Below are 19,358 nucleotides of genomic sequence, written 5' to 3'. Positions count from 1 at the left end.
CCGTGCCTCGCACGGCGTTTTTCGTTCTATCTCACGTTTTCACCACTGAGCGTCTTTCTACGCCCCACACTCTCGCCAAAAGGAGGAGTCAAACCCCATCAACTTCCACTAGCCTTAAATCAACCTCAATAAGAATGGTTAGATTGTTGAATGAAGAAGTACAATATTTATCAGGTCTTTACCCGTCTGTTTGGCAACACGAATACCACCAATCAGCCATGGGGCAACATAGATACCAATGGGGTTGGCAAGTTCAGTCACTTTACTGAAAAGGCTTTAAATGAAATTCGTGATTTGGGCATCACACACATCTGGTTTACTGGCGTACCACATCATGCTCTAGTCAATGATTACACGCATGTAGGAATCGACAATGATCACCCTTCGGTTGTCAAAGGCCGTGCAGGCTCTCCTTACGCGGTAAAGGATTACTACTCGGTCAACCCAGATCTAGCTGATGATCCCAGTCGACGAAACCAGGAATTCGACGATTTAATCAGTCGCACCCACAATGCTGGCCTCAAAGTGATCATCGACATCGTACCTAATCATGTGGCTCGGGTTTATAAAGGGTTAAACAACCCTTCAGGTGTGGAAGATTTTGGAGCTCACGATGACACCAATGTCGGTTATCACAAAGACAACAACTTCTACTATATTCCAGATGCTCCTTTTGAACTGCCAAGCGAATTATCGCCTGAAAAGATCCTTGGAGGAGACGTGCATCCACACTTGGAGACGCCTTATCAGGAGTTTCCGGCGAAATGGACCGGCAATGGATCAAGGAAAGCTCAACCGTCCATTGATGATTGGTACGAGACAGTAAAAATCAATTATGGTGTTCGCCCTGACGGCAGCAAAGACTTTCCTATCTTGCCAGAGGAATACCGCTTTAAGCCTCATTCTGAGCACCATCAATTCTGGCAGGATAAATCCGTTCCCGATTCGTGGAAAAAGTTTCGGGATATCGCACTTTACTGGCTTGAAAAAGGCGTCGATGGCTTTCGTTACGATATGGCCGAAATGGTGCCTGTCGAGTTCTGGAGCTATCTTAACTCTTCGATAAAAGTGGCTAACCAAGATGCCTTTCTGATGGCTGAAGTCTATCAGCCGGAACTTTATCGCGACTATATCCAGCTCGGAAAAATGGATTACCTCTACGACAAGGTTGATCTCTATGACCCAGTTGAAATCAATTGTACAAGGTCACGGTTCTACGCGAGAGATTGGCCGTATTGAGTATCAGCTGCGCGATATTGAGCACCATATGCTGCACTTTCTCGATAATCATGATGAACAGAGACTTGCTTCGCCTGAATTTTCGGGGTGTGCTCAAAAAGGCAAACCCGCCATGTTGGTGTCTACTTGCCTATCAAGTTCCCCTAGCATGATCTATTTTGGTCAGGAAGTCGGTGAACCTGGGGCGGAGTTCGGTGGATTTGGCACACCTAGCCGCACGTCGATATTCGACTATGTGGGCGTCCCTCACCATCAGCGTTGGATGAACCATGGCGCTTTTGACGGAGGCCAACTGAGTGAGGATGAAAAAGCACTGAGAACCTTCTACCAAAAGCTGCTTAACCTGACGTTAAAAAGCCCTGCCCTATTGGGAGACTATCACGACCTTTACGCTGCGAACTTTGACAATTTCGGCGAAATGCAAGATCAGTTGTTCGCTTTCGCCAGAGCCAGTGAAGAACAAAAGCTGATTGTTGTTGCCAATTTCAGCGCACAACAAGGTAAACAAGTCGAACTGATTCTCCCTTACTCGCTCATTACTGACTGGCAGCTGCTTCCCGGACAATATCGTTGGATAGATAGGATGAGTGACTCGGAGTACACCCTGAATGTGACTCAAACATCAGCTTCCATTTCTATGCTGCTTCCCCCACTGGCAAGCCTGTTTCTAGAGCTTGTCGCCCCTGATTCGGAACAAAAGTTATGACACATCCATTTATCTTTCATGGTCAAAGTAAAGACTGGTTTCGCGTTACCAACGACACACTAACCCTCAAGCTTGCAATAGAGAAAGGCATTGAGTTGGACAAAGTCTTGGTCCGTCACGAACCTGACAATGAAGAGTATCTTGTAGAAATGCAGCCCGATGGTGAAACACATCATCTTACCTTCTGGACCGCATCAATCACTGCCAACTCAGACCAAGACCTCACTCGTTACGCGTTTAAGATTCTCATGCCCCAGCGTCAGCTTTGGTTAGATGCAAAAGGCCTCCATACACGTATGCCGCCAAGAGAGACCCATTTTAAGTTCAACTCTAAGCATCAACCTCCGGCTTGGGTCAACAAGCAGGTGTTCTATCAGATATTCCCCGACCGATTCTGTAATGGAAACTCTGACATCAGTGTTAAGACTGGCGAATACAAAGTTTCAGGAGGAACAAGAAACGTCGTTGCTAAACAATGGGGAGAGCCTGTTGATGTGAGTAACGGCAATGCTGGCTGCGAGTTCTATGGCGGTGATTTGCACGGTGTTGAGCAAAAGCTGGATTACCTTGAAACACTTGGCATCACTGCTTTATATCTTAATCCCATTTTTGGCGCTCCAAGCAACCACAAGTACGATACCAGCGACTATCTGAATGTCGACCCACACCTTGGGAGCAACCAACATTTCGCCGAACTCTGCCAACAAATCCATCAGCGCGATATGAAAATCATGTTGGATGCGGTTTTCAATCACACCTCAACAGAGCACCCATGGTTCAATCTGCAAGGCTTGCATCCCGAAGTGGGCGCCTACCAAGGAACTCACTCTGAATATCGCGATTACTACCTTTTTGAAGGAGAAAGCCGCCACTACGAGGGGTGGAAAGGGATTAAGTCACTGCCTGTCCTCAATTTTGAAAACAGCCGCGTAAGAAATTACATTTACCTCGGTGACGATGCCGTCATCAAACACTGGCTAAAACCGCCCTATTCTATTGATGGTTGGCGGTTCGACGTAATCCATATGCTCGGTGAAGGACAAGGTGCTAAGAATAACCAGCACTATGTCAAAGCGTTTCGCCAAGCGGCTAAATCCGTCAATCCTGATTGCTATGTTCTTGGTGAACACTTCTTTGAAGCGACTCAGTGGCTACAAGGCGATCAGGAAGACGGTGCGATGAACTACTATGGTTTCGCTCACCCACTGCGTGCCCTGCTTGCCAATCTCGACATTGCCTTTGATCCAATATCAATATCCGTACCTGAGTTTCTCAATTGGTTGTCCGAAGCCAGAGCGAAAGTTCCTTGGTTGAATCAACTTAGCCAGTTAAATCAATTAGACAGCCACGATACTGCACGATTTATGGAGTTGGTTAAACACGATCCTAGGCTGTTCAGACTGGCTGCAACTTTGTTGTTTAGCTACGTTGGCACACCTTGTCTCTATTACGGTACAGAACTAGGCATGGAGGGAAGCCATGATCCAGACAATCGCCGATGTATGCCTTGGGAAGAGGTAGTCCACAACACCTATTTACCTTTTATCAAGCAACTGATTGAGATCCGTAAAACTCAACCGGCTCTACAAGAAGGTGATTTTGTGCTGCTCTACCAAGATGACACAAGCTTTGCCTATGCTCGCCAACTCGCTGGACAATGTGTGATCGCAGCTTTCAATTTGGGGAATAATGTAAAGTCGCTCACCCTGCCTGTCTGGAAACTGAATATCACCAACCCAACTTTCTTCAATACCATGACAAAGCAAAAGGTGGCGGTCAGCAACAGTGAAATCTCGATTCAGCTTGAACCCGTCTCTTCAATTCTTATCGAAAGCGAACGCTAATACACGTCTTATAGAACCCGATTGCCCAGATATCTCTGGGCAATGCTATTTCGTTTAAAGTTTAATCTTTTTAATAATCAATCTATTACCTTTCACATTTGCTATTTTCAATTTAAGTGCAAAAACAACAGTTGCAATTGCAACTGTTGTTTTGTAAATTTAAATCATCCCATACAGATAAAGCAAAGGTAATTAAGATGAAAAACTGGATTCGAACAATACATAAAGCAGCCGCCTTAAGTGGCTTTATGATGATTCTAAGCTTCTTTACTAGCACGCTTTATGTGGGACTATTTGGCAGTCTTGCTCAGATCGCAAGCGTTAAGACATACATCTTCTATGCAATATGGTTTTTGATTCCAACCATGGCATTGGCGGGTATTACGGGGGCTAAGATGGCACCAAAGGTCACAAGAGGGCCGATTGCAGCAAAGAAAAAACGCATGCCCTTAATTGCGTTAAATGGTTTGCTGGTTCTGACGCCGGCAGCCATCTACCTTCACTATCTTGCAAGCGCTGGGCAGTTTAACAGCACGTTTTACATCGTTCAGATTGTTGAATTGATTGCGGGCTTCACCAACTTGATACTAATGAGCATGAGTATCCGAGACGTTATGAAGCAGAAAAAGCCCGCGCAATTAGCCTAAGCCATTAAACGATGAATCTGCTCAATGGTATCTTGGGCAGATTCATAATCAACGGGCAGCTCGACCACACCATTGGCCGTCTCTACAAACAAGGATGGGAAACTATTCCCACCGATAGAGCGAGCGAAACCCAGCTCCTCCATGAATTGTTGGTTTAGAGCTTCAGACTGAAAATCTCGCAAGAACTGCGCTTCATCAAGCCCAACCTCCGCTGCTATCGCAATCAATACTTCACTGTCACTCGGGTTTCGTGCTTGAAGGTAATAAGCGTGCTGAATGGCGCGTAGCATCTCTTTCTCCGCTCCCTGCTTGCGTGCCGCTAACACTGCTCGACAAGAAGGATAAGTTGAGCGCTTAGGGGTGTTTTTTGTCCAGAAGTCATAGTTGAACTCAGTGCCTAGATAGTTTTCGATCTTCTTCCAATATGAGGCAATTTGTTCACGCATGGCGATGGGCATAGGCTCAATAGAGTCTGGCGCCAACCCTCCAACCACATATTGCACTGTCACCTCATCAGCTAACGCACTCTGGATTTTTTCCCAAGTGGGTTTATAACCCCAACACCAAGAACACATAGGGTCGTAAACGTAGTAGAGTTTGGCAGCTTGCATGAGTTCATCCTTATACTGAGTAGCGAATCAGGGTCTACATCACCAATTCGTCTATTTCCTTTAACCCCATAGAGGTAATTGTTACCTCTGCTTGATCGAGATCATTTTAACAAAGTCATTACATCATTTATGTTGACATAATGTTACGGAGATTAACAAGAGGGATGCCCATGGAACTGAAAAAAGACCCAAGATGTTACACTGACGTTTGTGTAGGTGGTAAATGGTTTCACCATGATCACTGTACCAGTAAAGCGTATATGCTCAAGGGCGGCGCGGATGTGAGTGTAGAATTTAACAAAATACCTGAAACAGAAGACGAACTTATTGAACTGTTAGTTCAGAGTGTTTAAACAACAAGCGCTTAGCAACCCCCATTGCTAAGCGCTTGTTTTTTATCTGTCTATTTATTGATTGCGAGGTAAGTACCAGCAGCAATCATCACGCCACCAGCCCCTTGATTCAGCTTGCGTTGAGCACTTGGAGTTTTCAACACTTTAACCAGTCGCCCTGCACCAATCGCTATCATCATTAACCCTGTCATCAGAGCAACAATGCTTAATACCGCAGCCAGTGCAATATCCTGACTATTAAGAACGGTTAAGTCCATAAACGTTGGCAGGAATGAAATATAGAATAGGATCACTTTAGGGTTTGAAGCCGAGATAAGAAAGCCCTGTACAAATCCGGCGATATGAGACGGAGCTTTTGGTGTTTGATCCTGTTGAATCGCTTCACTGGCCTGAGGCAGTGCTTTGATCATCTTATAACCGAGATAGATGAGGTAAGCCGCACCGACGTAACGAATCACCACAAACAGCGTTGCCCAGTTTTCAGCTATTGCGGCCAAACCCAAGCAGGCTAAAAGGAGATAGATAACGTCGCTGGCAACCATTCCAGCAGAAAGAGAAATACAGTGTTTTGCGCCTGAAACCATAGCACGAGCAACGATGGCAAATACGCCCGGCCCAGGTGTGATGCTAAAGATCAACATAGCGATAAAGAAGGTGATCGCACTTTCAACGGTCATGGCTGTGCCTCATACATAGTGGGTTACTGAAAAGTAACATTATTGTATAAAAATACAATCGCCTTGCAGCATTCAAACCCACTATAATTTTAGCCAACTGGCATACTCAGGATCCGTATCTTTTAGATCCATGTAAATCCAGACCATGCGATCGACAAACCATGCTTTGAATGCCATTACCCAGAAATTCCCCAATACGACGATACCAACATCCAAGGTATACAAACCGTATATCAGAATAGGTACACCAAGCGCAGAAAGCGTACTCAGCAGGTTACACATCCTCAGATGGTGCCCCGGTATCTTAACTTTTGATCGTTGCAAATAAATCCGCTCTCCGAAGGTTCCGATAGACGCCCAACTGTTAGTGTTTTTTGGCGCTGAGAAAACGCGAGGGTTGAGCCAGACCCAAGCAATAGAGATAAAAATCGGGAGTGTCGACCAGACGCCGATCCATTCTTTTGACCAAATCGATAATGAGAGCAGCGGCAATATCGTAAATCGAGAATAAACGCTGAGCGGACTCGCATGTCGCTGCCACGCCTCTTCATCCATTCCCATCATTTTCTCAGTCCACTTAAAGATATCCACTTTTGATCTCCTTCCATTACCACATACTGGTAAATTTGCTTTGCATCGCTCTGCTGATGGGAATGCTGTCGTCACCAATTACCGCAACCATTTTACCGGTAAAATCTTTCTTCACTTTGTCTATCATCGAGACGTTAACCACACTCGAGCGGTGCACTTGCCAAAACAAATCCGGATCAAGCTGAGCCAGTAGTTCCTTAAGTGACGTTCGCAGCACATACTCAACTTTGTTGCCCTGTTCTCGTTTGTACAGAGAGACGTATTTGTCTTCCGCTTTGAAGTAAAGCACCTCAGACAAAGCAATGAGGTGGATCTCTTCACCTTTGCTTGCTCTAATCCAACTTAAGTATTTCGGCTGAGCGGGCGCGTTGAGCTGCTGAATCTGATTCAACAAAGTACCAAGCTCTGTCGCGGGTTCAGCACTGCTTAGCCGCGCTTTCAGTTTTTCAACGCATTGGATAAGGCGAGAATCAGAGACAGGTTTAAGCAGGTAATCCACCGCATTAGTTTCAAAAGCTTGGACAGCGTATTCGTCATACGCCGTTACAAACACAATATGAAGTTGGCAATCACGCTTAGAGAGCTTCTTTGCCAGTGACATACCATCCAGCCCGGGCATTTTTATATCCAGAAATACCACTTGAGGCTGATGTTGCTCGATCATTTCAAGGGCTTGTTCACCATTCGCAGCCTGCCCGACAATATCGAGTTCAGGCCAATACTCAGCAAGCGCCTGATTAAGATGACGGCGCAGCAACGGCTCATCGTCGGCAATGACTGCCGTAAGAAGATCAGTTTGCATCCATGTTTTCCTCAAGTTTCTCCAATGAGCGACGTTGTACAGACAACTGAGCAATCACACCACCCGATGCATTCTCTTTCAGGTTCAGTGACGCATGTTGACCAAACAAAGTGGTGAGCCGATGACGAATATTGTCCAGCCCAATACCTTGCCCAGCATGACTAGGCGTATCGCTAAAACCAATCCCGTTGTCGATAACAGAAATGGTCACACTATCCTGATTTTCAGCAACCTCTACTGTTATTTTTCCACCGACAGAGCTGGGCTCAATGCCATGTTGTACTGCGTTCTCCACTAGCGGTTGAACCAACAGAGGCGGTATATTGAGGTCCCCCAAACAATGGTCGGAGATTTCATAATTCAAGCGTTCTCCGAGCCGTATTTTTTGAATGGCAAGGTAAGCATCCACCAGCTCTAATTCGCCTTTTAAGGTCGTGTTGTACTGACGACTGCGTTGTAACGTCCCGCGTAATAGCTCGGTCAGTTTCTCCAGCATCAGCTTGGCATTTGTCGCATCGCTATCTATCAATACGCTAATGTTAGCCAGTGTATTAAACAAGAAGTGGGGTTCAATCTGACTTTGCAGCTGCTTCAGTTGGCTTAGTAGCAGTGCTTTCTCCTGCTCCGTTTGAATACGGCGAGCCCGTTCCAGCTCCTTTTGAGTCTGCAGCTTTTGCTCATGCGTATAGAAATACAGAAAACAAGCCGCTGAGAAAATAAACCCAAGAATGATTACCGGCTTCATCTGGCTGAAGTCGGCAAACTTGTCGTATTTGCTTAACCAATAGTAGGCATTGGTCGTACCAAACACCATTGAAGCGCCAATAGACAACATGCTCAGCTGACGCCGAGTCCAATGCTCACTCGTCCACTGCAATAAATGAGAGCTCAATACTGCGCTATATCCGTAGCCGAAACTGATAAGAATATGCTCCCAAAACGGGCTCGGCCAGATGGCATGTGTTGCGAATGCGATGATGAGGCAAAAAACTGAGGTAAACACCAAACTCTTCAATACGTCTGTTAAACGAGTAGCAAAGTCAGTCATCAAAATTTCCCTTTTAGATTTATAAAAATCATACGCTTATCTGATAGATTTGCATATACGGAGTCATGTCTTCCCGTCATAAAACGGGCTGCAAGTTCAACGTCGACCGAAGTCTGCCCCGAGTCATAAGCACTGTAATTAATCCACTGTGTTGCAATGACACCGCCGTCTTGTGGCGATAATAAGAGATCAAAAGTTGGCTCTACATTCTCCAGCCATAAGGCATTTTTACTCCATTGCCACTGACCCCAGCTAGTGGGATTCAAACTCCAATGAAACATGACGTTATGCTGCGCCAGATTGATATGGTTGAGCCCCTGAGCGTACGAATGCGATAGACCAGCGGTGTTGGCGCTTTCTGATAAAGCAGTCGCTCTTTCCAGTCCCTGACGCCAATCTTCTTTGCTCCACGCCCGATTGTCATACCAATATTCAACAATGATTTGATTGCCGGCTTGGCTCGCCCAATTAAGCCCAACCAAACCTTGAAAGCCACTACTTTTGTTAGCAAGAGTTACGGGTGAGTAGAGCCCTTGCTGCTCAAACCCTAGATAATCCCTCTGGTACACAAAAGAAGCGTGGTATGCCCATGACGCATCATAAACAGACACCATGGAGCCACCAATTAAACCCTGTCTCACGTCGTCATAGTAAGCAATGCCCTGCCATTCCGTCTCATCTGCCAACCAGTAACGACGCAGACCAATGCCCTGTTGCTCAGTTCTCTGTTCGAGCTCGCTAGACTCTTGCTTTGTCCAACTGGAGTCGCTGTAAAGCAAACTCCACTCTCCCGAAGGATCAAAGTATGACGCCATTGCGACACCTGCGCCCTCCTCTACCTGAATTCCCACTGGGTTACGCCGATAAGGTTTGAACAAATCTAAAGGACGATATCCATACCCTACTCCCCAATCGAGGCGGATTTTACCCAGCGTCATATCAATCGGTAGTACGCCAGTCTCCCAGACGCCTTGCCAAAAAAACTCCTGAACAATCAACTCATTGTCAGTTGAATCGGATGAGTTGCTCGACGCTAGTTGACTACTCTTTGCTGCTAACAGGCCGCTCCAATTTTGCCACTCGGCTTGCACACGAAGCAATGCGTCTAGCTGCTCAGTGTGCGACGCCGTATGCGGTTCAAACCAGACGGAGTCTCTGTGCTGACTCTGGCTAACACTAACCGTCCAGTCCCAGTTGAAACTTGGCTGAGCAAGGCCACTGCCTGAAACCATTGCCGCCAACGCGAAAATCAAACGGTAAGTCACGTTACAGCTCCGACAGTGCGTTACGCGTCAAAAATGCCGGAATATAGTATTTATCTTCAAGTTGATGAGCCGTCACTTGCTGATATTCAATGACCGTTTTCTTCGCTGGCTGAATCTTGTCAATCAAGGTCATGCTCACGACTCTTGACTGGCCATCGCGCTCACCCTGTTCAAACAATGCCTGCTTAGCCAGCTTGCCAGATTTTAAGTACAAATCGGCTTTGATCGGGAAATCGCTCTCCGATTCCAACCATAATTCGATGCGATCGTAACTCGCACCTTGAGTTACAGACTGCAGAGAAAGCTGGTTTGCCAGCACTGCCCGCTCATTGATGGTCAAGGTTTCCTGAGCCGTCAGCGTCGCTCGGTAGTCCTGACTCCAAGTGAGAGTAGAAACATCGCCAACGGAGGCTTCACCGAGTAGCTTTTGCATTGGTGTTATACGGATCGGGCGACGACTTTTAGGCATCACTAGCCAATAGTTGTCTCCCAACATCAGCATCTTTTGCCCCGATTCAACTGGTGACTTAAACACAACCAAAGACTCGCGTTCGGGGCGCGTATAAACATTGTATTGGCGTGTTTTATCCAGCTCTCCGTTTTTATACAAGGTAACGAGAGACACCACTTTGGCGGACGCTGTATCAAGGCGGTAGGCATCTGCATTTTTGACCATGGTTGCCGTGTCATTAGCAAACACACCAGCACTCAACAGACTCAATGCGATGACGATAGAAAGTGATTTAAACATAGGTCAATGCCTCCGTTATCGGCTTATTGACACCCTTTCGGGCGGAAAGAAACGCAGCGAAAATACAAATTGCCATGACACCCAATGCGCTGTAACTCAGTAGCTCGGGTGAAAAATAGATATTGAGTGGATAACCGTCGGTTCGACCCGGTGGTGGTGGCATTTGCACATCCACCACCATCAGGACAATACTGGTGACGGCTGTTAGAAGCCCACCTAAGAGTGTGCCAATGCCAGCCAACAATGCGGCTTCGCGCACAAAGCCCGCCACGATTTCCGCAGGATATGTGCCTAACGCGGACAAGGTTCCGATTTCTCGCGTTCTTTCCGTCACCGACATCGTCATGGTGTTAAACAGGGCAACGAACACCACCAGCGACATCACCGCCCCCATAATGCCGAAGATTCGATCGTATAAATCTTTCACTTTGGTGTAGAAAAAGGCTCTTTGCTGCCACGGCGTGACTTCCAGTGCTTGGCTATGTAGCAAAGAAGCGAGTTGTTCTTCCACCCAACTCTGAAGCTTCAACGTGTTTTGTGTTTCGTAGAGGAAGACCGACAAAGTACTCACTTTGTCACTCACCAATAGTTCCTGTACCGATTCAATATGCAGGTATAGCTGGCGCTTATCTAAGTCCGGTACACCCGTTGAATAGATACCATGAACTTTAAAATCGAGCGCATTCAGCGCGCCGTCGCTCGTCGTCGCAAGCACGGTGATCCAGTCACCAATTGATACGTTGAGGTTACGGGCCAAATCGACGCCCAGCATCACCTCAGGCTCCGAGGGTTGATACCGCGAAGAGCGAATATCAGACAAAGTTTTACCCTGACGCACGTCGAGAAACGGCCCCTTCATATCGAACTCACGTTCATTCACGCCAGTACCGACAAAAATGGTCGATTTATTGCCATTTGAGACCAGCCCTGTGAACTCAATCCTAGGCTGAATGCCTCGTATATCCGGATTCGATATCAGTTGCTTGTAGATCGCAGCGCTGTCTTCCAGACCATTCGTCAATGGCATGTCTTCATCTTTCTCAAAAAATCCGGGAATGCTGATTGTCAGATGCCCCGTATCCCGCGCCGTTGATTCTTGGAGTGATTCATAGGTGTAAAGCCCAAACCCACCCGCTGACGTCAAAGCAAAAACGGCAATCGTGATAATAAGAGCGGACAGCACACTGCGACGACGATTTCGCAGCAAATTCAGATACGCTATGCGCACTGATTGAGGAACTAACTGGCCCATTTCATCGCCTCCTCGCTTATTCTGCCATCCACCAGTGAGAGGGGGCGGTCACATTGATTCGCCATTCTTTGGTCATGAGTGGCGACAATGAAGGTTGTTCCCAATTCATGCCCGAGGGTTTTCATCAGTTCAATCACACGCTGCGCGGTATGGCTATCCAGACTGGCGGTTGGCTCATCGGCAATAACAAGTTTGGGTTGATGAACCAGCGCCCGTGCAATGGCGACGCGCTGTTGTTGACCACCCGAGAGATGATCAGGTCGATGGTGAGCAAACTCTTCCAGCCCCACTTTGCCAAGCATTTCCATGGCGAGCCGTTGCTGCTGTTTGGCAGAGTATCCGTTCAACATTAGTGGGTACGCCACGTTTTCCCATGCACTCATTACGGGAACCAAGTTAAAGCGCTGGAATACAAAACCCATGCTGGTTCGCCTCAATTGCGCCGATTGTTGTGGCTCTTTCGGGTATAACGAGCCATCGAACATAACCTGACCTTCATACTCACTATCAAGCAAACCCAGAATATTCAGCAACGTGCTTTTGCCAGAGCCTGACGGGCCACAAAGCGCGACCATTTCACCATTACTGATTTCGCCAGTGACGTTGCTGAGAGCCTCCACTCGCTGCTGACCGAGTTGGTACTGCTTGGCTAGATTTTGAAACTGCAACATGCTCTCTCCTTAGGCGTTATTGGCCATCGCTATCGCTTGTAACGTCATCGGATGTTGGGCATTGAGCGTTGACATTTCCTGTGCCCATTTTTGTGCCTGTATGCTGTCTTCTGCACGTATGGCGGCCTGAATGGCGTAGATGTAAACCCAGGCAATCGCATCAAAGGATTGAGACCTAAAAGCCTGCTCAGAGAGAAGCCCCGAATACAGTTCATAACCACGTTCGAAATGATTAAACATGTCGGGCAATGATGTATAAGTCGTCGCCGCAACGGCTCTTGCCAATAGGGACTCTGGTAGCCCCTGACGAATCTCTTGCAGTGGAACAGGCGTTGTATCATCCGATAGCATATCCAACCCTTTGGCAATCGTACCGAGCCCTTGCTCGACGTATTTCATCTTGTTCCAAGGAAGAAAAGCATCGCGTCCCATCAAGGTTTGTGAGCTACCGAGATAGACCAATGTCAGAGCATCACCGCCTTGTCTTTCGATCTGACCTTGCAGCTGCTCATAAACGGATTCAACCTTATCTTCATCGCCTTGAGCGGCTTGATTATATTGCTCTATTAACTTGTCACTTGGCGCTGCGACCGCTTGAGCGCTAACCAGTAAACACAGACCTAATTGATGCGTCAGTTTCATTTTGTCGTTCCTTCTTCGTAGCTGATGTTCAAAGGTTAATCAGCAATGAGCAAGGCTGCTTGGGTATGCGACGAACGGTGGTTGGAAGACGTGAATGGTAAAAATAGAGCGTGAATGGTGAGATTTTGTTCAGCCTCTGCGGCTTATCTGGAAATCAACGGCTATGATCGTTAAAGTAGCGCCATGATTAGTTATCGCATTGAAATTCAATGTGACGAGAGAGAAGAAATTATGTTTAGTGATGATCGCATCATTGATAATCTCGAAGAGCTAGAAGCTTTTCTTATTGCTGTCGAAAACGGCAGTTTTGGTCTGGAAGGCATTGCAGGTATCGCCCTTGCCACGAACAATGCTGATGGCCGCCACTTTGTGGCAGTGTTGGATGATAACCACCAGCTGCTGCTAGCTCGTTGGGTAACAGACGAAATCTTCAAAACGGGTCAGGATTTAGTCCGCAACGGGCCGAAGAAAAGCCATTAAAAAAGCCCGCAATTGCGGGCTTTTTTAATTCAGATGCTGAGGCAAGGTTAACTCAGGCCTCCAAAGCAAAGGTATTTCAAATCCATGTACTCATCGATCCCCTGTTTGGCTCCTTCTCGGCCAATACCGGATTGTTTGACGCCGCCAAATGGCGCGACTTCTGATGAGATAATCCCATCATTAATTCCAACCATTCCGTATTCAAGCGCTTCAGCCACCTTCCAGATACGACGAATATTATCACTGTAGAAGTAAGCCGCCAGACCATAGATGGTGTCATTCGCCATCTCAATCAACTCTTCATCACTCTCAAATGCCAATACTGGCGCCACTGGGCCGAAGATCTCTTTCGAGACTATATCCATATCCTGCGTCACATTCTTTAAGATGACCGGAGCGATAAACTGACCGCTTTGAGGCTCAATGGGAGAAACAGGCTGCGCCCCTTGTTCAATCGCCCCATCAATCAAACGCTCGATACCCTCTTTGGCAGCTTGGCTAATAACAGGCCCAATATTAACGCCTTCTTCTAAACCGTTACCCAATTTGAGCTGTTTTACTGCATCATCAAATTTAGCCACAAATTCATCGTATACATTGCGGTGGATATAAAAGCGATTAGCGCACACACACGTCTGGCCTGCATTACGAAATTTAGAAGCCACAGCTCCAGCAACAGCAGCGTCTATATCTGCATCATCAAATACGATGAAAGGGGCGTTACCACCCAACTCCATTGAAGTGCGTTTAATATCGTGGGCACTTTGCTGCATCAGGAGACTGCCGACACGAGTTGAACCCGTGAAAGACAGTTTGCGAATCAGTGGATGAGAGGTAAACAGCGCCCCAACTTCTGGCGCACTTTCACCTACAACCACTTGTAATACATCGCGAGGAATACCCGCCTGATAGGCCAGTTCCACTACCGCAAACGCAGACAACGGCGTCAGTTCAGCGGGTTTCACCACAAAGCTACAACCTGCGGCAAGCGCGGGAGCGGCTTTGCGAGTAATCATCGCTATCGGAAAATTCCACGGCGTAATCGCACTCGCTACACCGACTGGCTGCTTAATGGTCACCATACGCTTGTCCGGTGTTGGTGCTGGAATGGTTTCGCCATAAGTGCGTTTTGCTTCTTCAGCGAACCACTCAACAAAGCTCGCGCCATAGAGCACTTCACCTTTCGCTTCCGCTAGTGGCTTGCCTTGTTCTAGGGTCATTAAACGGCTGAGGTCATCTTGGTTTTCAACCAGTAATCGAAACCAACCTTGGAGGATGGCAGCTCGCTGCTTGCCAGTCAGCTTGGCCCACTCTTTCTGAGCGTTATGAGCCCGAACGATTCCCTGTTCGATTTCCTCCTGAGTGGAAACCGGTGCATAACCCAGCAGCTCTTGTGTCGCGGGGTTATAAACCGCAACACTTCTGTCCTGATCCGACACCATAAAAGACACTAAACTCTGATTACCTATTTGCTGCATTGTGATTACCTTGTTCTTCGCCTATTGAGGGTTGGGCTGTGAATACTGGTGATTTTCTGACGATGAAAAACTGCTCACTCTAGGAAATAAAGCCCACGATTTGTGTGCCTCTAGAATTACATACGTTTGAGGGGTTTAACAACACTATCTAGGCCTTCAATTTTCAAACCTAAACATAGTTTAAGTCGCTGACACTGCTCACCGATTGGCGAGCCGTTGTTATCAAATCAAAAACAAACTGCTTTCTTTGAGGAGTTTTTGCTGCAACTCAGGATTGGACATTTCTGTGTTACCTATTTGACTAAATTGGTGCATAGCGGATTAGCTGAGGTATTGCTAAGTATTTACTCTAGTGCATATAGTTTATTCATCCTCTATACGTTTTTAAGCAAGACATGAGGTTTGGGGCCTATTTCTTAGAAAGCGTGAATTCCAGATATATACCAAATTGAATATCATGTGGCATAACCATGTCTTCTAATGTATGGTCATTATGTGAAGTGCATTTTGATGCATATTAAAAACTAATCCTATTAGCAATAAATATTTACCTACTAATAGGCTGATTTAATATAACCATGCATATAGTGAAGGAACACTCTATGAGAAATATAACGAACTCGTTGCTAGTGTTGGTCATGTCTACAGGAGTTGTCGCAGCAGAGTCGAAACCTGCAACTCAAGCCACTATTGATACTAATCAAGCACTCTATAAAACCCTGCCATTTAAAGACACCAAAGATTTTGAACGTGCTCAAAAGGGCTTCATCGCCAAGCAAGATGTTGTCACCATTACTAATGAAAATGGGGATGTTGTCTGGGATTTAGAAGAGTATAAAAAGTTCATTACACTAGATGCCAAAGCCCCGGATAGTGTTAACCCTAGTTTATGGCGTAATGCTCAGCTAAACGTTATAAACGGCCTATTTAAAGTTACTGACGGTATCTACCAAGTTCGCGGCTATGACTTGACCAATATTACCTTTGTTGAAGGTGAAAATGGTTGGATTGTTTTTGATCCGTTGATTTCTCAAGAAACCGCTAAAGCGGCGTTAGCATTTATCAACGCAGAACTTGGTGAGCGCCCTGTTACTGCGGTGATCTATAGCCACAGCCACATAGATCACTTTGGCGGTGTTCGAGGTATTGTTGATGAAGCCGATGTAGAAGCTGGCAAAGTACAGATTATCGCGTCACACGGATTTACGGAGCATGCAGTTTCTGAAAACGTCATCGCTGGCAATGCAATGGGTCGACGCGCAATTTATATGTATGGCGCGCTGTTGCCACGTAATCCTGAAGGTGGTGTCAACGGGGGCTTAGGTCAAACAACCTCAACCGGCCTTGCGACGCTAATTCGCCCAACTCTGATTATCGAAAAAACAGGTGAAGAGCACGTTGTTGATGGTATTAAAATGGTGTTCCAATACACACCAGGGTCTGAAGCACCAACAGAGATAAATACTTGGATCCCTGAGAAAAAAGCACTGTGGATGGCTGAAAATAGTACCAATACCATGCACAATATATTGACCCTCCGTGGTGCACAAGTTCGCGATGCTTTGAAATGGTCACATTACTTAAATGAAACCATCGAAATGTGGGGCGACGAAGTCGAAGTTAAATTCCAAAGTCACCACTGGCCTATGTGGGGACAAGAAGAAATTGTCGAGTACTTCAAGCTTCAACGCGATATGTACAAATATACTCACGACCAAACCGTTCGCTTAATGAATCAAGGTTACATTGGTTCTGAAATCTCTGAAATAATTCAATTCCCAAATGAAATTGAGAATAATTGGAGTACTCGTGGTTACTACGGAACTCTGCGCCACAACAGTCGCGCCGTCTATCAACGCTACATGGGTTGGTACAGCGGTAATCCATCAGACCTCAATAACCTTCCACCGACGAATGCTGCGGTAAAATATGTTGAATATATGGGTGGGGAAAGAACCGTCATCGACAAAGCGAGACAAGATTTCGATAACGGAAAATATCGATGGGTAGCGGAAGTGTTAAAACACGTTGTATTTGCAAACCCTCAAAGTAAAAACGGTAAAGCATTACTGGCTGATACTTATGAGCAACTTGGCTATCAAGCTGAGTCTGGCCCTTGGCGTTCCGTCTACTTACAAGGTGCATATGAATTAAGAAACGGTACTCCATCTGCAGGTGGAACCAATACAGCCTCTCCTGACATCATCAAAAATATGCCACCGGAGATGTTATTCGACTATCTTGCGGTTCGATTGCTTCCAGAAAAAGCGGCAGGCAAGGACTACACCATTAACATCAATTTCACCGATCTTGGTGAAAAATATACCTTGTATATCGAAAACTCAGTGCTTAACCACACAACGAAATTCAATGATGATCCAGATGTTTCGCTCACTTTAACCAAAGCAACGCTTGATGACGTACAACTTGGTGTAACCACTCTTGAGAAGGCTATTTCCAATGGGGATATTAAGCTCAACGGTGATAAGAAAGTGTTCAAAGATTTTGTTGGTATGCTTGATACCTTCAATTTCTGGTTCAATATTGTGACACCCTAGGAAGGTAATATGAAGGCATTATACCCAATGGTATTGTTGAGCCTTACATTAGGAGCAAGCATGGCGACTCATGCTTGCTCCTATGATGGGCAGTTCAATAACCCCTTTACCGAAAGCTTTCCAGGTTCACTCGATATTGCAATGGCAACACAAGATGCGTTAGCGAAAAACTATCTTGAAAGCGTTGAAACTCTTGAAGGTAAGCAAGGATTACGACGCGCGAGTTGGTGGCTAAAACTAATTGCAAAGAAGCAGCAAGTTGAACTTCGGTCTGTGTCATATATTTATCTTATCGACAGCCATTTATGGACTAAGGTATCCCCCGATCAAAATATTGAGATTCATGTCTCACCCGTTTCAGCCAAGCCATCATCCGTCATGCTTATGAGTGAAGCTGCATTACAAGCTTTAGTCCAAGGCAAAGTAAACATTGGTAAAGCTGTAGAACTTGGAATTGTTCATTTTACCAGTTAGCACGTTGTTTTACGCTCCTGCAAAAAACGATTCCGATATGTTCCATACAAGAAAGAGGTGACTGATGTTATCGGTCTCGATATTACATTGAGTACTTAAGCTTATTTACGTCGGCTGCGTATGTAGGGGGGTTAATCAACTTAATGTGTTTTTCATAACAGAATGTAATTCAAACACTAAGGTGACTGCTGCACAATAAAGCTTTAACGTAAAACACAATGGGGCAAAAAAGAGTCAGCCTAACAGGCTGACTCTTTTCAATGGAAACAAGATTTTTCTTGGGAGAGGTTAAGGATATTGTGGCAGGTGACATCCGCCGATTACTTAGACTGATGACCACTCTTCTTCGCAAACTTTTGCATAGCCTCAGCAAAGGTTGTTGTTTTACCTTTCGCTTGAACCTGTACTACTTTGTAGCCCATCTTTTCTAACGCTTGGCGCTCTGCCAAAACGGCTTTGTCATCTTGCTGGCTACCTTCAGCAGGCTGATGAATGTAGCACCCTTCAAGTTGGCCATCTTCGACCAGTTGGTGGTGTCTCAATGCTTCGATATCAAAATTCATAGTCAGTCTTTTGTTTAAGTTCTAGGGTTACATTCGCTTTAAAGGCTTAACGACGCTATCTAATCCTTCGATTTTTAGCGCAAGGCATAGCTTGAGGAGGTCGCCAAGCTCCCCATTAGGAAAGCCCTTCTTATCAAACCACAATAAATATTCTTCGGGGAGATCGATCAAAACGCGTCCAGCATATTTGCCAAAGGGCATCTGGACGCGTGCTAACTTAATGAGGTTTTCTTTTTCCAGCATGATTTTACTATTCAGGATGAACTCTATGCCTAGAGTACCACTGAAATTTAATGCCAGACAGAGGCGACGCTACCGTAGGCTCACATTACGCTTGATTTACAGTGTGTGCGTATTCGACCACAATTTGATTACCTTCGATGTAGGCGTTCTGGATTTCTCCGTCAACACTCATTCGGCTTTGAAGATAAACCACCTTAGGGCCCATATCATTAGCTTGTTTAAGTGAAGGAAAGACCAGTTTCGCATCGAGATGAAGTAATCGGCAAAAGTGGCTAATGAACGACATCGTCAAAGGCTCTTCTCCGCGTAAGAGTTGCGAGAAGCTTAGCTGACTGATCCCTAACTTTTTCGCAAACTCCATTTGCGTGAGACGCATTTTAGACTTTTGAGACATCCACGTATTGTATAACGCCTCTCTATCCTTCTCAGTAAATTCCATGGGTGAATCCTTGTATCGCTTAGT

At 46.0% G+C, this 19,358-nt stretch carries 20 protein-coding genes and 1 pseudogene; 7 read left to right on the top strand and 14 right to left on the bottom strand.

Annotated features, from left to right (window positions below; translation table 11 throughout):
- Positions 1–150: 150 nt before the first annotated feature.
- The 3 genes and pseudogenes from VIC_RS13380 (at position 151) to VIC_RS13370 (ending at position 4,436) form a co-directional block, all read left to right on the top strand.
- Positions 151–1,945 (top strand): annotated as a pseudogene (locus tag VIC_RS13380) (alpha-amylase family glycosyl hydrolase).
- Positions 1,942–3,789 (top strand): maltodextrin glucosidase, encoded by a 1,848-nt coding sequence (malZ, locus tag VIC_RS13375; protein ID WP_006960475.1) that lies wholly within the window; start codon positions 1,942–1,944, stop codon positions 3,787–3,789. Before VIC_RS13380 ends, malZ begins: the two are co-directional and overlap by 4 nt.
- A gap of 197 nt (positions 3,790–3,986) precedes the next feature.
- Positions 3,987–4,436, top strand: coding sequence for a hypothetical protein (locus VIC_RS13370; RefSeq protein ID WP_006960474.1), 450 nt, complete (start codon positions 3,987–3,989; stop codon positions 4,434–4,436).
- Here the strand turns inward: VIC_RS13370 and VIC_RS13365 are convergent.
- A complete protein-coding gene (locus tag VIC_RS13365) occupies positions 4,433–5,047 on the bottom strand; it encodes a DsbA family protein (protein ID WP_006960473.1) in 615 nt (204 codons plus the stop codon). The genes VIC_RS13370 and VIC_RS13365 overlap by 4 nt on opposite strands.
- Before the next feature lie 170 nt (positions 5,048–5,217).
- On the opposite strand from VIC_RS13365, the gene VIC_RS13360 reads away from it, so the two are divergent.
- The gene (locus VIC_RS13360) at positions 5,218–5,400 is read left to right on the top strand and encodes a hypothetical protein (RefSeq protein ID WP_006960472.1); all 183 of its coding nucleotides are present in this window, start codon (positions 5,218–5,220) and stop codon (positions 5,398–5,400) included.
- Positions 5,401–5,450: 50 nt separating this feature from the next.
- Here VIC_RS13360 and VIC_RS13355 read toward each other — a convergent pair whose 3' ends face one another.
- The 9 genes from VIC_RS13355 to VIC_RS13315 all read right to left on the bottom strand — a co-directional run bounded on the left by VIC_RS13355 (position 5,451) and on the right by VIC_RS13315 (position 13,099).
- Entirely contained in the window at positions 5,451–6,077 is a 627-nt protein-coding gene (locus VIC_RS13355) for a LysE family translocator (RefSeq protein ID WP_006960471.1), read from the bottom strand.
- 81 nt (positions 6,078–6,158) lie between these two features.
- Entirely contained in the window at positions 6,159–6,668 is a 510-nt protein-coding gene (locus VIC_RS13350) for a DUF6653 family protein (protein WP_039951920.1), read from the bottom strand.
- A 16-nt stretch (positions 6,669–6,684) separates the two neighbouring features.
- Complete coding sequence (locus tag VIC_RS13345) at positions 6,685–7,470, bottom strand: LytR/AlgR family response regulator transcription factor (RefSeq protein WP_006960468.1); 786 nt, start codon at positions 7,468–7,470, stop codon at positions 6,685–6,687.
- On the bottom strand, positions 7,460–8,518 hold the full coding sequence (locus VIC_RS13340; protein ID WP_006960467.1) for a sensor histidine kinase: 1,059 nt from the start codon (positions 8,516–8,518) through the stop codon (positions 7,460–7,462). The genes VIC_RS13345 and VIC_RS13340 overlap by 11 nt, the downstream gene beginning before the upstream one ends.
- A complete protein-coding gene (locus VIC_RS13335; RefSeq protein ID WP_050778628.1) occupies positions 8,518–9,750 on the bottom strand; it encodes a hypothetical protein in 1,233 nt (410 codons plus the stop codon). The genes VIC_RS13340 and VIC_RS13335 overlap by 1 nt, the downstream gene beginning before the upstream one ends.
- Positions 9,751–9,784: 34 nt before the next feature.
- On the bottom strand, positions 9,785–10,534 hold the full coding sequence (locus VIC_RS13330; RefSeq protein ID WP_006960465.1) for an outer membrane lipoprotein-sorting protein: 750 nt from the start codon (positions 10,532–10,534) through the stop codon (positions 9,785–9,787).
- Positions 10,527–11,786, bottom strand: a complete 1,260-nt coding sequence (locus VIC_RS13325) for an ABC transporter permease (RefSeq protein ID WP_006960464.1) — start codon at positions 11,784–11,786, stop codon at positions 10,527–10,529. Before VIC_RS13325 ends, VIC_RS13330 begins: the two co-directional genes overlap by 8 nt.
- The gene (locus tag VIC_RS13320; RefSeq protein WP_006960463.1) at positions 11,774–12,457 is read right to left on the bottom strand and encodes an ABC transporter ATP-binding protein; all 684 of its coding nucleotides are present in this window, start codon (positions 12,455–12,457) and stop codon (positions 11,774–11,776) included. Before VIC_RS13320 ends, VIC_RS13325 begins: the two co-directional genes overlap by 13 nt.
- A gap of 9 nt (positions 12,458–12,466) precedes the next feature.
- Entirely contained in the window at positions 12,467–13,099 is a 633-nt protein-coding gene (locus VIC_RS13315; RefSeq protein WP_006960462.1) for a hypothetical protein, read from the bottom strand.
- A 231-nt stretch (positions 13,100–13,330) separates the two neighbouring features.
- Between VIC_RS13315 and VIC_RS13310 the strand changes: the two genes are divergently transcribed.
- Positions 13,331–13,579: a hypothetical protein gene (locus VIC_RS13310; RefSeq protein ID WP_006960461.1), complete on the top strand. Its 249-nt coding sequence runs from the start codon at positions 13,331–13,333 to the stop codon at positions 13,577–13,579.
- A 47-nt stretch (positions 13,580–13,626) separates the two neighbouring features.
- Here the strand turns inward: VIC_RS13310 and VIC_RS13305 are convergent, their stop codons facing one another.
- Positions 13,627–15,057, bottom strand: coding sequence for an NAD-dependent succinate-semialdehyde dehydrogenase (locus VIC_RS13305; protein WP_006960460.1), 1,431 nt, complete (start codon positions 15,055–15,057; stop codon positions 13,627–13,629).
- 602 nt (positions 15,058–15,659) lie between these two features.
- Between VIC_RS13305 and VIC_RS13300 the strand changes: the two genes are divergently transcribed.
- Together VIC_RS13300 and VIC_RS13295 are read left to right on the top strand one after the other, a co-directional pair.
- Positions 15,660–17,615: an alkyl/aryl-sulfatase gene (locus tag VIC_RS13300; protein WP_039951919.1), complete on the top strand. Its 1,956-nt coding sequence runs from the start codon at positions 15,660–15,662 to the stop codon at positions 17,613–17,615.
- A gap of 9 nt (positions 17,616–17,624) precedes the next feature.
- Positions 17,625–18,089 carry a hypothetical protein gene (locus tag VIC_RS13295; protein WP_039951918.1) on the top strand — a complete coding sequence of 155 codons (465 nt, stop codon included), beginning with the start codon at positions 17,625–17,627 and terminating at the stop codon, positions 18,087–18,089.
- Positions 18,090–18,409: 320 nt separating this feature from the next.
- On the opposite strand, the gene VIC_RS13290 is transcribed toward VIC_RS13295, so the two are convergent.
- From VIC_RS13290 to VIC_RS13280, 3 genes are all read right to left on the bottom strand, one after another.
- Entirely contained in the window at positions 18,410–18,652 is a 243-nt protein-coding gene (locus VIC_RS13290; RefSeq protein ID WP_006960457.1) for a hypothetical protein, read from the bottom strand.
- A gap of 27 nt (positions 18,653–18,679) precedes the next feature.
- Positions 18,680–18,895 carry a DUF3820 family protein gene (locus tag VIC_RS13285; protein WP_006960456.1) on the bottom strand — a complete coding sequence of 72 codons (216 nt, stop codon included), beginning with the start codon at positions 18,893–18,895 and terminating at the stop codon, positions 18,680–18,682.
- An 85-nt stretch (positions 18,896–18,980) separates the two neighbouring features.
- Positions 18,981–19,334 (bottom strand): helix-turn-helix domain-containing protein, encoded by a 354-nt coding sequence (locus VIC_RS13280; RefSeq protein WP_006960455.1) that lies wholly within the window; start codon positions 19,332–19,334, stop codon positions 18,981–18,983.
- Positions 19,335–19,358 lie beyond the last annotated feature (24 nt).

Origin of the sequence: Vibrio coralliilyticus ATCC BAA-450, from assembly GCF_000176135.1 — a bacterium.
Classification (GTDB): Bacteria; Pseudomonadota; Gammaproteobacteria; order Enterobacterales; family Vibrionaceae; genus Vibrio; species Vibrio coralliilyticus.
The sequence above is the reverse complement of the archived record's forward strand: the minus strand, read 5'-3'. Positions and strand labels throughout refer to the sequence as shown.